Here is a 14,432-nt window from a genome sequence, read left to right on the forward strand (position 1 = left end):
GGCCCCCAAGCTGCACCCAAACACTCGAAGGACTTTTCAGGTGCGATGCCCCATGCATGGAGGCATTGAAAAATACCGTGTGGCTACTTCCTCAGAGAAGTTGTCTGCTGCCATAGAATCTCCCACATTTGTTGCAACGCGCCGTTCCAGTCAGGCCATGGTTGTCCGCCTTGGCCCATCACTGAAGAGAGGTGAGGCGGCAGCAGTGCCAGCCGAAAAACCTCGTCGAGCCACCAAGGCTAACAACTATGGCCTATCAGGCCATGGCACGTTGCAACAAATGTGGGAGCGGGCTTGCCCCGCGAAGCGCCGCGCGGGCGGCGCTCGATTTGCGCACCACCGCACAACCCAAACCATGCACCCCCAAAAAACCAAAAACCAAAAACCAAAAAAGCCGCAATCAGCGGCTTTCTCTCACAAGCTAAAAACAAACAGTCAGCAAACGCAAAAAAAACAAAGGCGCCCGATTTTACAATCAAGGCGCCTTCAAAAATATGGGGTGGACGATGGGAATCGAACCCACGACAACCGGAATCACAATCCGGCGCTCTACCAACTGAGCTACGCCCACCATATTGCAGTGTTGCGGTACAGCTTACAGAAGCATGGTGCGGACGAAGAGACTCGAACTCTTACAGCTTGCGCCGCTGGAACCTAAATCCAGTGTGTCTACCAATTTCACCACGTCCGCGTAACGCTTAAAACAAAGGCGCCAGATCTACATCGAGGCGCCTTCGCAGAATATGGGGTGGACGATGGGAATCGAACCCACGACAACCGGAATCACAATCCGGCGCTCTACCAACTGAGCTACGCCCACCATATCGCTTTACAGACTTACTTGCTTGCCCAAGCTGCCTAATGGCGCACCCGGCAGGACTCGAACCTGCGACCATCCGCTTAGAAGGCGGATGCTCTATCCAGCTGAGCTACGGGCGCTTAAGCGTGAAGCCTAACCGAACGAGCAGCAAACAAACCACTCATTCTGCCCGACCTCGCCAACCAGTGCTAGGCTGTGCCCGACAAGTGCGGCGAATCTTATAGACGAGCTAGAAAACCGTCAACACCTTTTTCTAAAAAACTCAAAATATTTAAGGGGTTAGAGGATTTGCCCGACCACCCGCCTTTGCCCTCGGGCCATGTCGTGCGAGAATGCGCCCTCTTTATTGTTCCTTTCTCGATGGTTAATCACGCGTCTATGACTGCACACCTAATCGATGGCAAGGCGATCGCCGCCAACCTGCGCAAGCAGATCGCTCAACGTGTCGAGGAGCGTCGCCAGCAAGGCCTGCGCACGCCTGGCCTGGCAGTGATCCTGGTCGGCACCGACCCCGCCTCCCAAGTCTATGTCTCGCACAAGCGCAAGGACTGCGAAGAGGTCGGCTTCATTTCGCAGGCGTTCGACCTGCCCAGCGAAACCACGCAGCAAGCTCTGACCGAGCTGATCGACCGCCTGAACGACGACCCGGCCGTGGACGGCATCCTGCTGCAACTGCCGCTGCCGGCGCATCTTGATGCATCGCTGCTGCTCGAGCGCATCCGCCCGGACAAGGACGTCGACGGCTTTCACCCGTACAACATCGGCCGGCTGGCCCAGCGCATCCCGCTGCTGCGCCCGTGCACCCCGAAAGGCATCATGGCCCTGCTGGAAAGCACCGGCCAGGACCTGTATGGCATGGACGCGGTGATTGTCGGCGCGTCCAACATCGTTGGCCGCCCGATGGCCATGGAACTGCTGCTGGCTGGCTGCACCGTGACTGTTTGCCACCGCTTCACCAAGGACCTCGCCGGCCACGTCGGCCGTGCCGACCTGGTGGTGGTGGCTGCCGGCAAGCCGGGCCTGGTCAAGGGTGAGTGGGTCAAGGAAGGCGCCATCGTCATCGACGTCGGCATCAACCGCCAGGACGACGGCAAGCTGGTCGGCGATGTGGTCTACGAGACCGCCCTGCCCCGCGCCGGCTGGATCACCCCGGTACCGGGTGGTGTCGGCCCGATGACCCGCGCGTGCCTGCTGGAAAACACGCTGTATGCGGCCGAAGAGCTGCATAAGTAAGTAGCAGTGACATGAAAACGGCACCTCTGGCAGGTGCCGTTTTTTTTGCCTGAAGCTTATCGGGTGGCCGTACTGGCCCTATCGCCGGCAAGCCGGCGCCTACAGGTTCGGGTGATTTGCTCAACCCGTGGGAGCCGGCTTGCCGGCGATGGCGCCCACCCGGTCTCTAGCCGGTCACTTGCGCGCCGCCTCCCACGACTTCAGCAGTTCGCTGTAGCTGACCGTCTCGCCCTTGGGCTTCTCGTTGGCCAGCTTCGGCTTCGGCGCACCCGGCTGGTCGAACCAGTACTGGGCATCTTTCTCCGGGTTCATCTTCGGCGCACAGGTGGCCTGGGCGTTGGAGCGCTGCAACCGCTCCATCATCTTGTCCTGGTCGCGGGCCAGGCCATCCAGCGCCTCCTGCGGGGTTTTCTCACCACTGGCCACTTCGGCGATATGGCTCCACCACAACTGCGCCAGGCGTGGGTAGTCCGGTACGTTGGTGCCGGTCGGGGTCCATTGCACGCGCGCCGGGCTGCGGTAGAACTCCACCAGCCCGCCGAGCTTGGGCGCAAGGTCAGTCATGGCCTGAGAGTTGATGTCCGACTCGCGAATCGGCGTCAGGCCGACGATGGTCTTTTTCAACGACACGGTCTTGGAGGTGACGAACTGCGCGTACAGCCACGCGGCCAGGCGCTGCTTCTCGGGGGTCGATTTAAAGAAGGTCCAGGACCCGGTGTCCTGATAGCCCAGCTTCATCCCCTCTTCCCAGTACGGCCCCTTGGGCGACGGTGCCATACGCCATTTTGGCGTACCGTCGGCGTTGACCACCGGCAGCCCCGGCTTGGTCATGTCGGCGGTGAACGCGGTGTACCAGAAGATCTGCTGGGCGATGTTGCCTTGCGCCGGTACCGGGCCGGCCTCGGAGAAGGTCATACCCTGCGCTTCTTTCGGTGCGTAGGCGCGCATCCAGTCAACGTATTTCTGCGTGGCATACACCGCTGCCGGGCCGTTGGTGTCGCCGCCACGGGTAACGCTGGAGCCCACCGGGTGGCAGTCCTCCACGCGTATCCCCCATTCGTCTACCGGCAGCCCATTGGGCAGGCCTTTGTCGCCGCCACCGGCCATCGAGAACCAGGCATCGGTGAAGCGCCAGCCCAGCGAAGGGTCCTTCTTGCCGTAGTCCATGTGGCCATACACGCGCTTGCCGTCGATTTCCTTCACGTCCTCGGTAAAGAACTTGGCGATGTCCTCGTAGGCCGACCAGTTCACCGGCACGCCCAACTCATAGCCGTACTTCTCCTTGAACTTGGCCTTGAGCTCGGGCCGGTCGAACCAGTCGGCGCGGAACCAGTACAGGTTGGCGAACTGCTGGTCGGGCAATTGATAGACCTTGCCGTCCGGCGCGGTGGTGAAGGAAATACCGATGAAGTCCTTGAGGTCCAGTGTCGGCGAGGTGTAGGCCTTGCCTTCATTGGCCATCAGGTCGGTGATCGACTCCACCTTGCCGTAGCGAAAGTGCGTGCCGATCAGGTCGGAATCGTTTACCCAGCCGTCGTAAATGTTCTTGTCCGACTGCATCTGCGTCTGCAGCTTTTCTACCACATCGCCTTCCTGCAGCAGGTCATGGGTCAGCTGGATGCCGGTGATCTCGCTGAACGCCTTGGCCAGCACCTTGGACTCGTACTCATGGGTGGTGATGGTTTCCGACACCACGTTGATCTTCATGCCACGGAACGGCTCCGCGGCCTTGATGAACCACTTAAGCTCCGCCAGCTGCTGCTCGGGCGTCAGGGTGGAAGGCTTGAACTCGCTGCCGATCCACTTTTTCGCCGCGTCTTCGTACTGGTCGGCCCACGCCGCACCCTGCACGCTGGCCAGCACCAGCAACGCGGCCAGGGTCAAATGTCGCCGATTGTGTTTGTTATGGAACATTGTGATCTCCCGATTGAGTTTTCCCCGGAGCCGTCGCTCAGCCCCAGCGCAGCACTACCACCAGCCAGCCCAGCGACAGCAGCGAGGCCACCCACAACGGCCAGTCGCTGGCCCCGACTACCAGCAAGTGCAGGTAGGCGCTGACCAGCAGGCCGATGAACAACCGGTCGCCACGGCTGGTGACGATCGGCAGAAAGCCGCGCCGCTCCACGCAGGGGCGGCGCAGTTCGAGCAGGGTCATGCACAACAGCAGCACACCGACGGCGGCGAAGAACAGCGCCGTGGGCAGGGTCCAGGCCATCCATTCCATGCGTCCCCCTCCTCAGACCCGGCCCAGGGCAAAGCCCTTGGCCACATGGTTGCGGACGAACCAGATCACCAGCATGCCGGGCAGGATGGTCAGCACCCCGGCCGCTGCCAGCACGCCCCAGTCAATGCCCGAAGCGGACACGGTGCGGGTCATCACCGCCGCAATAGGTTTGGCGTTCACCGACGTCAGGGTGCGTGCCAGCAGCAGTTCGACCCAGGAAAACATGAAGCAGAAAAACGCCGTGACACCGATGCCTGAGCCAATCAGCGGGATGAAGATCTTCACGAAGAACCGCGGGAAGCTGTAACCATCGATGTACGCGGTCTCGTCGATCTCTTTCGGCACCCCCGACATGAACCCCTCGAGAATCCACACCGCAAGTGGCACGTTGAACAGGCAATGGGCCAGGGCAACGGCGATGTGGGTGTCGAACAGGCCGATGGACGAGTACAGCTGAAAGAACGGCAGCAGAAATACCGCCGGTGGCGCCATGCGATTGGTCAGCAGCCAGAAGAACAGGTGACGGTCGCCCAGGAAGCGATAGCGCGAAAAGGCATACGCCGCCGGCAGTGCCACCAGCAGTGAAATGACCGTGTTCAAACAGACGTAGTACAGCGAATTGATGTAGCCGCTGTACCAGCTGGCATCGGTGAATATCACCCGGTAGTTGTCCAGCGTGAACCCCTGTGGCCACAGGGTCAGGCCGCCGAGGATTTCACTGTTGCTCTTGAACGACATGTTCAGCAGCCAGTAGATCGGCACCAGCAAAAAGAAGAAGTACAGCAGCAGGGCCAGCGTCTTGCGCGTGCTCATGGCCTAGTCCTTGTCGGCGTGGGTCATGGCTGTGTAGAACAGCCACGACACCAGCAGGATGATCAGGAAGTACACCAGCGAAAACGCCGCCGCCGGGCCCAGGTCGAATTGCCCTACGGCCATGCGCGTGAGGGTCTGGCTGAGGAACGTAGTGGCGTTGCCCGGCCCGCCGCCGGTGAGCACGAACGGCTCGGTGTAGATCATGAAGCTGTCCATGAAGCGCAGCATCACCGCGATCAGCAGCACGTTCTTGAGCTTGGGCAACTGGATGTGGCGGAACACCGCCCAGGCCGATGCACGGTCGATACGCGCGGCCTGGTAATACACGTCGGGGATGGCGCGCAGGCCCGAATAGCACAGCAGCGCCACCAGCGACGTCCAGTGCCAGACGTCCATCACCAGTACCGTGAGCCAGGCATCGAACGGGTCGCCGGCATAGTTGTAGTTGACCCCAAGCTTGGCCAGCGTTGCGCCCAGCAGGCCGATGTCGGCGCGGCCGAAGATCTGCCAGATGGTGCCGACCACGTTCCACGGGATCAGCAGCGGGATGGCCATGACGATCAGGCACACCGAGGCCATGCGCCCCTTGGTCGGCATGGTCAGGGCAATGCCGATGCCCAGCGGGATCTCGATCAGCAGCACGCACGCGGAATAGATGAACTGGCGCAGCAAGGCGTCGTGCAATGCCGGGTCGCGCAGCACCTGGCGGTACCAGTCGGCGCCGACGAAGTAGCGGCTGGACTGGTCGAAAATGTCCTGCACCGAATAGTTGACCACCGTCATCATCGGCATCACGGCGCTGAAAGCCACCAGCAGGAACACCGGCAGCACCAGCCACCAGGCCTTGTTGTTGGGCACCTTGTTCATGGCCCGGCCTCCAGCAGCACATCGTCCACATACAGCATCAGCCACTGCGTCGGCAGGCTGACCCAGGCCTGGCCTACCGGCAACGGCCGATCCTCGGCCAGGCGCGCCTTGAGCGACACGCCGCCCAGCACCAGCGTGACGATGCGGTAGGTGCCCAGGTCTTCGACGTCCAGCACCTGGGCCGGGTACGCGGCATCGAATGGGCTGTCCCACAGCTGCACGAACTCCGGGCGAATGCCCACTTGCAGGCGCCCGCCCGGCGCCGCTGCCAAGCGTTCACGCAGGCCATCGGGCAACGGCAGGTGGACGCCCCCGAACACCACCCCTTGCGTTTCGGCCTGCACATCGATCAGGTTCATCCCGGGGCTGCCGATGAAGTAGCCGACGAAGGTGTGCCGCGGCCGTTCGAACAGCTCCCGTGGCGTGCCGAACTGGACGATGCGCCCGCCGTGCATCACTGCGATCTTGTCGGCGAAGGTCGAGGCTTCCAGCTGATCGTGGGTGACGTAGATCATGGTGATGTTGAACTGCTCATGGATCTGCTTGAGCTTGCGCCGCAGCTTCCATTTCAGGTGCGGGTCGATCACCGTGAGGGGCTCGTCGAAGAGGATCGCCGAGACGTCGTCACGCACCAGGCCGCGGCCCATCGAGACTTTCTGTTTTTCGTCGGCACTGAGGTTGCGGGCCTTTTTCTTCAGCACCGCAGCCAGGTCGAGCACCTCGGCGATCTCCTCGACCCGGCTGCGCACTCGGCCCTCGTCCAGGCCCTGGTTGCGCAAGGGGAACGCCAGGTTGTCGAACACCGTCATGGTGTCGTACACCACCGGGAACTGGAACACCTGGGCGATGTTGCGCTGCTGCGGTGAAAGGTGGTTGACCGGCTTGCCGTCGAACAGCACTTGGCCATGGGACGGTGTCAGCAGGCCCGAGATGATGTTCAGCAGCGTTGACTTGCCGCACCCCGACGGCCCGAGCAAAGCATAGGCGCCGCCCTGCTCCCACACGTGTTCCAACTCATGCAGGGCATAGTCATTCGCGTCGACGGGCTGGCGGCTGTAGCTGTGCGCCAACTGGTGCAAACGGATTTCGGCCATCAGGCACTCCTCGCCTGGCGCAGGCCCGGCGCCTGCACCAGTGCCCCGGTACTGTCGAAGACGAACAGCTTGTGGGTGGGGATGAACACACGGATCGGCGTATCCACCTGATACTCGTGTACGCCAGGCAGGTGCAGGACCATCCGCCAGTGCTCGTTACGCACGTGCAGGAAGGTCTCGGAACCACTGATCTCGGCCAGCTCAACCAGCACCGCCAGCTCCAGGTCATCGTCGTGGGCCGGCACCAGGCTGATGTGACTGGGGCGTACACCAAATTGATAATCGCCATCCACCAGGCCCTTCAGGTCGGCGCTGCGGGCAAAGTGCACCGCCAGGGCCAGGCTCACCTCGTTGCCACTGACGCGCCCGGGCACCAGATTGATCGGCGGCTCAGAAAACAGTTCGGCGGCCAGCACGCTGCAGGGCCGCTGGTAAACCGCGGAGGTAGGGCCGCTCTGGACGATGCGGCCCTCGTGCAAAAGGGTGGTGGTGCCGCCCAACGCCAGCGCTTCGTTGGGCTCAGTGGTGGCATACACGGCAATGCAGTTGCGCGCAGCGAACAGCTCGCGCAGCTCCTGGCGCAGCCCCTCGCGCAGCTTGTAGTCGAGGTTGACCAGCGGTTCGTCGAACAGGATCAGCCCGGCGTCCTTGACCAACGCCCGGGCCATTGCCGTGCGCTGCTGCTGGCCACCGGACAGCTCCAGCGGCAAACGCTGCAGGTAGGGGGCAATGCGCAGCATTTCGGCGGTTTCCTGCACCCGCCGGCGGATCTCGGGCTCGGCCAGGCGCGCCTGGCGCAAGGGTGAGGCGATGTTCTCGTAGACGCTCAGGTTCGGGTAGTTGATGAACTGCTGATAGACCATCGACACGTTGCGCCGACGCACCGGCACACCGGTGACGTCCTCGCCCGCCATCAACACCCGGCCATGCTCGGGTCGGTCGAGCCCGGCCATCAGGCGCATCAGGCTGGTCTTGCCGGCCAGGGTCCGGCCCAACAGCACGTTGAACGAACCGGGCTCGAAGCGCAGGGACGCGTCGATGATCCACGGTTGCCCGTCGACGCTGCGGCTGACCTGCTCCAACACCAGGGACATGGCGTGGCCTTCTTGTGATTATTGTCTGCCAGGCACAGCCAGTTCCGTGCCAGTTGCGCCACAAGGCTCTGGCGCGCGGCTTCCCCTGCGCAAGCCGACCAGTTGCCGTTCACAACTGAACAGTTTCGCTGAACACCTGAACAACGGCGGGTTTGACATTGAACAACCCTGAACGACACTGAACAGCGGTCGGCTGAAAACAACAATCACACAGGACAGGCCCATGGCCACATCCGCTTCGACCCATGCCCAACTGATCCAGGCTTCCTGGGCCCGCTGCCGCGATCTCGGCCTGCAGCCGCAGAGCGCGCCAGACTTCGATTGCCTGACCCACGGCGAACTCAGCGCCCTGCTAGAACGGCGCCAGGCACTGCTGCAACTGACCCGCGATACCGTGCTGCCGCAGTATGCGCACCTGCTGGGCAATGCCAGCTACCTGGTGATGCTCGCCGACGCCAGCGGCTGCCTGCTCGACACCTGGGGTTCGCGACGCTTCATCGACCCACACCATCAGCATGGCTTCAGTGCTGGCGCCCACTGGCACGAACGGGGCGTGGGCACCAACGCGCTGGGCACCGCGCTGGTCTGCGCGCAGCCCATTCATGTAGGCCAGGATGAACACTTCCTGCGCCAAAACCGCTACATGGCCAGCGCCGCAGCGCCGCTGTTCGACGCCCAGCGCCAACGTGTCGGCGTGCTCGACGTGGCCAGCGACGGCTACCTGCCGGCCAGCCAGACCCTCGGCCTGGTGCGCATGATGAGCCAGAGCCTGGAGAACCGGCTGATCCTTGCGCAGCACGGTGACCAGCACGCGCAACTGCTGTTCAACAGCGCCTCGGACAACCTCGACAGCCCCTGGGCCGGGCTGCTGATCTTCGATGAGCGCGGCCAGGTGCTCGCCGCCAATCACCGCGCCGACAGCCTGCTCGGCGGCAACCCGCTGCGCCAGAACCTGGAGCAGCTGTTCCAGATGCCCATGCGCCAATTGCTCGCCCATGCCCAGCAACAGCCATTCGCCCTGCAGGCCGCCGGGCGCAACCGTTTCCACTGCCAATGGCAGGCGCCCCGGCAACGCCCCACGCGTCCTGCCCCTCGTGCGGGCGACCCGCGCCTGGACAAAGCCCTGACCCAGGCCAGCCTGCTGCTGGAAAAGGACATCCCGGTCCTGGTCCAGGGTGAAACCGGCGCCGGCAAGGAAGTCTTCGTCGACACTCTGCACCGCGCCAGCAGCCGTGGCCACCAGCCGCTGATCGCGGTCAACTGCGCGGCCATCCCGGCGGAGCTGGTCGAATCGGAACTGTTCGGCTACGACAAGGGGGCCTTCACCGGCGCCCACCACAAGGGCAACCCCGGGCTGATTCGCAAGGCCGACCACGGCATTCTGTTCCTCGACGAAATCGGCGATATGCCGCTACCGACCCAGGCCAGGCTGCTGCGTGTACTGCAGTCGCGCAGCATCCAGCCACTGGGCAGCGGCGAACCGGTGACGGTGGACATCCGCGTGGTCTCGGCAAGCAACCGGGACCTGGCCGAAGAAGTGCGCGCCGGGCGCTTCCGCCAGGACCTCTACTACCGCGTGGCCGGGCTGACCCTGACCCTGCCGGCTTTGCGCGAGCGCAGCGACCGGCGCGAGCTGATCGAGCAGGTTCACGCCCGGTACCTGGAGCCAGGCCAGCCACGCCAATTGCCTGCGGCCACACTCGCCCTGCTGCTGCGCCACCCATGGCCCGGCAACCTGCGGCAATTGCACAGTGTGCTGCAGGTAGCGCTGGCCTTGGCCGGGGTGCAGCCGATCGGCGCCGAGCACCTTCCCGACAGCTTCCTCGCCCAGGCCAGCGAACTGCCCGCATGTGCGACCGTATCCGCACACGACGCAGCGTCGGGCGACCTGGCCGACCTGCTGCAGCGCTGCGGCGGCAACCTGTCTTCGCTGGCACGCCTGCTGGGCATCAGCCGCACCACCCTGTACAAGCGCCTGCGCGAACAGGGCACGCTCAACGCTGCCCCCTGATGCTCACAGCCGATTCGGCTGTGAGGCACTCCAATTCAGCTGCAACCGCTGTATTCAGCCCCCTCCAACACCCATGCTCGTGCTGCATCTGTCAGAAAATATACCTACAGCCCACCCTGAATGCCTGCCCGACATTCCGGTGCGTCGCTGCAGGGAGAATGTGATGACCCGCTTCATCGATGTGCAAGACCTCGCCCGCCTGGCCAATCGCAAGGGCCTGGCCACCTGCATGGTGGAGATGGCCGAGTACATTCGCCAGGACTACCTGCGCTGGCACGCCTTCGAAAAATGCCCGCGCATGGCCAACCACTCAAAAGACGGCGTGATAGAACTGATGCCGGTGTCCGACGCCAGCCTGTACGCCTTCAAATACGTCAACGGCCACCCGAAGAACACCCGCCATGGCCTGCCCACGGTCATGGCCTTCGGCGCGTTGAGCGACGTCGATTCCGGCCTGCCGCTGCTGCTCAGCGAAATGACCCTGGCCACCGCAATCCGCACCGCCGCCACCTCGGCCTTGGCCGCCCGCTACCTGGCGCGCGACGACAGCCGCAGCATGGCGCTGATCGGCAATGGCTCGCAAAGCGAGTTCCAGGCCATCGCCTTCAAGATGCTGCTGGGCATCGATGAAATCCGCCTGTACGACATCGACCCCGCGGCCACTGCAAAACTGGTGGCCAACCTGTCGGGCCGGCCTGGGCTCAAGCTGATCGTCGCCCACTCGGTCGCCGACGCGGTGCGGGGTGCCGACATCGTCACCACGGTGACGGCGGACAAGGCCTACGCGACCATCCTTACCCCAGACATGATCGAGCCGGGCATGCACCTGAACGCGGTCGGCGGCGACTGCCCCGGCAAGACCGAGCTGCACCGCGACATCGTCGAGCGGGCCCGGGTGATCGTCGAGTACGAACCGCAAAGCCGCATTGAAGGCGAGATCCAGCAGATGCCTGGCGACTCGCCTGTCACCGAGTTCTGGCAGGTGGTGGCGGGCGTTGCCAAGGGCCGTGAAAGCGTTGAACAGGTCACCCTGTTCGATTCGGTAGGCTTTGCCCTGGAGGACTACTCAGCGCTGCGCTATGTGCTGGATACAGCGCGGGCTCTGGGTATCGGCCGGGAGATCGAGCTGGTGCCGACGCTGGAGGACCCGAAAGACTTGTATGCGCTGCTACAACCACGGGTGGTAGAAATGCGCCCAGCGCAGCAGGCCGACAGCGCCTGCGCTTGAATAGACCGGGGCTGCCTCGCAGCCCAATCGCCGGCAAGCCGGCTCCCACAATGTGGAGTGCCCCCAAGAAGTTGGACACCAATCCAACCCTTGGGGGCAGCCCAGCCCTGTGGGAGCCGGCTTGCCGGCGATTGGGCCACCTCGTAATTGAGGAAGCTCACCCGATAAGCGCCTACCCTGTCCTTGCCCCTTTTTGCAAAGAAGCCGCGCGCATGGACACCAAGGACGCCACCCAGCCCCCACTGGACCGCATCGACCACGCCATCATCGACGTGCTGCGCGTCGACGGTCGCATCACCTTCGAAAAACTCTCGAGCCTGGTCCACCTCACGCCGCGCCCGTGCCTTGAGCGTGTGCGCAAGCTGGAGCGGCGCGGGGTGATCCGCGGTTATGGCGCCATCCTCGACCTGCAGAAGATCGCCCCGGGGCTGTCCCTGCTGGTGCTCGTGGCCTTGTCCAACCAGAGCGGGCGGGCTGCGCAAAAAGCCTTCGAAGCGACCATGCAGCAGTGCCCGCAAGTCTTTGAGTGCCAACTGATCAGCGGCCACTTCGATTACAGCCTGCGCATGCGCTGCCGCGACATGGAGCATTACCGGGTGCTGAGCGAAACCTGGATGAACGATGACGCGCTGCACATCGACAAACTGGTCGCCCACCCCGAGCTAGCCTCGGTCAAAAGCATGGCGCCGCAGCCCTGAGCTGCGGCAATTGGCAGGCTGCTTGCTAAGACTACCCAGGCATCGGCAAAAGGCGCCTGGTTGCGCGAATTCATAATCCTCAGTACGCACCGAATTAGAGCCCGCCAAGCCAAATTGCCCCACAACTGGTCAGACCGGTAAGGCCAAAAACCCTTGCAAAGGAGGATTTTTCGCGCTTTTATGGTCCCGCGCTGAACAAACCGGTAAGACCACAAAAATAATTAAGTCCTGCGCTCTTTCGCCCCGTGCGGCACCGAAGCAAGGACACCGATCAGAGATCACTCCCATGCTCAAATGGTGCTCGCGTTCGATCTTCCTGCAAGTCGTGCTCGGCCTTGCCCTCGGCATCGCCTGCGGCCTCAGCTTCCCCGACCTTTCCCTGCAACTCAAACCCCTCGGTGATGGCTTCATCAAGCTGATCAAGATGCTGATTGGCCTGATTGTCTTCTGCGTGGTGGTCAGCGGCATTTCCGGTGCCGGCGACCTCAAGAAAGTCGGCCGCATCGGCCTCAAGTCGGTGATCTACTTTGAAGTGCTGACCACCATCGCCCTGGTGATCGGCCTGATATTCGCCTTCAGCAGCGGTATCGGCAGTGGCGCCAACATTCACCTGGACCAGCTGTCCACCGCCGACGCCAACGGCCTGGCCGAGCGCGGCCAGCATATCCATGGCGCTACCGCGTTCTTCATGGACTTGATCCCGACCTCGGTGGTCGGCGCCTTCGCTGACAACAACATCCTGCAGGTGCTGCTGTTCTCGGTGCTGTTCGGCAGCGCGCTGAACCTGGTGGGCGACTCGGCCGCCGGCATTTCGCGGCTGATCAACGAGCTCAGCCATGTGATTTTCCGCATCATGGGCATGATCGTGCGCCTGGCGCCGATCGGCGTGTTCGGCGCCATCGCCTTCACCACCAGCAAATATGGCCTGGAGTCGCTGCAACACCTGGGTGGCCTGGTGGCCCTGTTCTACCTGACCTGCGCCGGCTTCGTGCTGATCGTCCTGGGCACCGTGATGCGGGTGTCGGGCCTCAAATTGCTGCCGTTCATCAAGTACCTGCGTGAAGAGCTGACCATCGTGCTCGGCACCGCCTCCTCCGACGCCGTGCTGCCGCAGATCATGCGCAAGCTCGAGCACCTGGGCATCGGCAGCTCCACCGTGGGCCTGGTGATCCCGACCGGCTACTCGTTCAACCTCGATGGCTTCTCCATCTACCTGACCCTGGCCATCGTGTTCATCGCCAACGCCACCGGCACCCCCTTGGAAATGACCGACCTGCTGACCATCCTGCTGGTGTCGCTGGTGACGTCCAAGGGCGCGCACGGCATCCCGGGTTCGGCGCTGGTGATCCTTGCCGCCACCCTCACCGCCGTCCCGGCGATCCCGGTGGTGGGCCTGGTGCTGGTGCTGGCGGTGGACTGGTTCATGGGCATTGGCCGCGCATTGACCAACCTCATCGGCAACTGCGTGGCAACCGTGGCCATTGCCCGCTGGGAAAAAGACATCGACCTGGAACGTGCGCAGAACGTGCTCGACGGCAAACCCGGCTTCGCTCACGCACCGCGCAAGCCAGCCACCGCCCAGCAACAGGAATTCTGAGCCCACGAGGCCGGCGCTGGCGCCGGCCCTTTCCAGGAGCGAACCGTGATCAGCTCATCAACCGTTGTCACTTCAGTGGTGGAAAAACTGCGCCAGGCCCTGGCCCGCGGGCAATGGCGCTCCGGCGACATGCTGCCCGGCCAGCGCGAACTGGCCGAGCAGCTGGGTATCAGCCGGCCGAGCCTGCGCGAGGCGGTGACCGTGCTGGAAACCCTGGGCCTGGTGCGTTCGCTGCCGGGCAAAGGGGTGCTGGTGCTGGAGGCCGAAGCCGCGCAGCTGGAACCCGGCGTCGACACCACCGCTGCGGCCAGCCTGGCCGATGTGCTGGAGCTGCGCTACACCCTCGAACCCTTCATCGTCGGCCTGGTGGCGCAATCGGCCAACAGCCAGGACATCGGCCAGCTGCGCCTGACCCTGATGGACATGCGCGAAGCCCTGGATGCCGACGACAGCGAGGCCGGGGCCAAGGCGTACATTGCCTTCCATGAGGCGCTGTTCGCCCTGACCACCAACCCGATCTTCCAGAGCGTCGTGCAGCAGACGGGCAACGCCCTCAAGCAAAGCGCCAGCATGCTGCGCAACTCCCCCGAGCACCTGGCCGCCCGGCTCAAGGAAAACGAAGCAGTGGTTCGCGCCATCCGCGACCGCAACAGTGCCCAGGCCAGCGCCCAGATGCGCCAGCATATCCTCGCCGAAGGCCTGCGCATGGGCATCGAACTGAACATCCCGGATGACCATCCGCGTCCATGACCC

Annotated in this window: 12 protein-coding genes and 4 tRNA genes; 6 read left to right on the plus strand and 10 right to left on the minus strand. The window is 63.4% G+C overall.

Features of this window, described 5'->3' with window-relative positions:
* Nucleotides 1–495 precede the first annotated feature (495 nt).
* The 4 genes from ABEH27_RS23055 to ABEH27_RS23070 all read right to left on the minus strand — a co-directional run bounded on the left by ABEH27_RS23055 (nucleotide 496) and on the right by ABEH27_RS23070 (nucleotide 939).
* Nucleotides 496–571: transfer RNA gene (locus tag ABEH27_RS23055), tRNA-His, on the minus strand.
* A gap of 35 nt (nucleotides 572–606) precedes the next feature.
* Nucleotides 607–691 (minus strand) — tRNA-Leu (locus tag ABEH27_RS23060).
* Between the two features lie 53 nt (nucleotides 692–744).
* Nucleotides 745–820: transfer RNA gene (locus ABEH27_RS23065), tRNA-His, on the minus strand.
* A gap of 42 nt (nucleotides 821–862) precedes the next feature.
* Nucleotides 863–939, minus strand: a tRNA-Arg gene (locus ABEH27_RS23070).
* Between the two features lie 259 nt (nucleotides 940–1,198).
* Between ABEH27_RS23070 and folD the strand changes: the two genes are divergently transcribed.
* On the plus strand, nucleotides 1,199–2,053 hold the full coding sequence (gene folD, locus ABEH27_RS23075) for a bifunctional methylenetetrahydrofolate dehydrogenase/methenyltetrahydrofolate cyclohydrolase FolD (protein WP_346615781.1): 855 nt from the start codon (nucleotides 1,199–1,201) through the stop codon (nucleotides 2,051–2,053).
* A 174-nt stretch (nucleotides 2,054–2,227) separates the two neighbouring features.
* On the opposite strand, the gene ABEH27_RS23080 is transcribed toward folD, so the two are convergent.
* Genes ABEH27_RS23080 through ABEH27_RS23105 form a run of 6 tightly spaced genes read right to left on the minus strand, consistent with a single transcriptional unit; the run spans nucleotide 2,228 to nucleotide 8,145 of the window.
* Nucleotides 2,228–3,967, minus strand: a complete 1,740-nt coding sequence (locus ABEH27_RS23080; RefSeq protein WP_346615782.1) for an ABC transporter substrate-binding protein — start codon at nucleotides 3,965–3,967, stop codon at nucleotides 2,228–2,230.
* A 37-nt stretch (nucleotides 3,968–4,004) separates the two neighbouring features.
* The gene (locus ABEH27_RS23085; protein WP_346615783.1) at nucleotides 4,005–4,277 is read right to left on the minus strand and encodes a DUF2160 domain-containing protein; all 273 of its coding nucleotides are present in this window, start codon (nucleotides 4,275–4,277) and stop codon (nucleotides 4,005–4,007) included.
* Between the two features lie 12 nt (nucleotides 4,278–4,289).
* Nucleotides 4,290–5,090 carry a carbohydrate ABC transporter permease gene (locus ABEH27_RS23090; protein ID WP_346615784.1) on the minus strand — a complete coding sequence of 267 codons (801 nt, stop codon included), beginning with the start codon at nucleotides 5,088–5,090 and terminating at the stop codon, nucleotides 4,290–4,292.
* A 3-nt stretch (nucleotides 5,091–5,093) separates the two neighbouring features.
* Complete coding sequence (locus ABEH27_RS23095; RefSeq protein ID WP_346615785.1) at nucleotides 5,094–5,957, minus strand: sugar ABC transporter permease; 864 nt, start codon at nucleotides 5,955–5,957, stop codon at nucleotides 5,094–5,096.
* Nucleotides 5,954–7,051 carry an ABC transporter ATP-binding protein gene (locus ABEH27_RS23100; protein WP_346615786.1) on the minus strand — a complete coding sequence of 366 codons (1,098 nt, stop codon included), beginning with the start codon at nucleotides 7,049–7,051 and terminating at the stop codon, nucleotides 5,954–5,956. The genes ABEH27_RS23095 and ABEH27_RS23100 overlap by 4 nt, the downstream gene beginning before the upstream one ends.
* Nucleotides 7,051–8,145, minus strand: a complete 1,095-nt coding sequence (locus ABEH27_RS23105; protein WP_346615787.1) for an ABC transporter ATP-binding protein — start codon at nucleotides 8,143–8,145, stop codon at nucleotides 7,051–7,053. Before ABEH27_RS23105 ends, ABEH27_RS23100 begins: the two co-directional genes overlap by 1 nt.
* A gap of 223 nt (nucleotides 8,146–8,368) precedes the next feature.
* Here ABEH27_RS23105 and ABEH27_RS23110 point away from each other — a divergent pair, with 223 nt between their 5' ends.
* The 5 genes from ABEH27_RS23110 to ABEH27_RS23130 all read left to right on the plus strand — a co-directional run bounded on the left by ABEH27_RS23110 (nucleotide 8,369) and on the right by ABEH27_RS23130 (nucleotide 14,429).
* The gene (locus ABEH27_RS23110; RefSeq protein ID WP_346615788.1) at nucleotides 8,369–10,156 is read left to right on the plus strand and encodes a sigma-54-dependent Fis family transcriptional regulator; all 1,788 of its coding nucleotides are present in this window, start codon (nucleotides 8,369–8,371) and stop codon (nucleotides 10,154–10,156) included.
* A 163-nt stretch (nucleotides 10,157–10,319) separates the two neighbouring features.
* Entirely contained in the window at nucleotides 10,320–11,384 is a 1,065-nt protein-coding gene (locus ABEH27_RS23115; protein ID WP_346615789.1) for an ornithine cyclodeaminase, read from the plus strand.
* A 212-nt stretch (nucleotides 11,385–11,596) separates the two neighbouring features.
* Nucleotides 11,597–12,082: an Lrp/AsnC family transcriptional regulator gene (locus ABEH27_RS23120; protein WP_346615790.1), complete on the plus strand. Its 486-nt coding sequence runs from the start codon at nucleotides 11,597–11,599 to the stop codon at nucleotides 12,080–12,082.
* 286 nt (nucleotides 12,083–12,368) lie between these two features.
* Nucleotides 12,369–13,679 (plus strand): C4-dicarboxylate transporter DctA, encoded by a 1,311-nt coding sequence (locus ABEH27_RS23125; RefSeq protein ID WP_346615791.1) that lies wholly within the window; start codon nucleotides 12,369–12,371, stop codon nucleotides 13,677–13,679.
* A 45-nt stretch (nucleotides 13,680–13,724) separates the two neighbouring features.
* Nucleotides 13,725–14,429 (plus strand): FadR/GntR family transcriptional regulator, encoded by a 705-nt coding sequence (locus tag ABEH27_RS23130; protein WP_346615792.1) that lies wholly within the window; start codon nucleotides 13,725–13,727, stop codon nucleotides 14,427–14,429.
* The last annotated feature ends 3 nt before the right edge of the window (nucleotides 14,430–14,432 follow it).

The organism is Pseudomonas sp. P39-UII1 (genome assembly GCF_039672635.1).
GTDB lineage: Bacteria > Pseudomonadota > Gammaproteobacteria > Pseudomonadales > Pseudomonadaceae > Aquipseudomonas.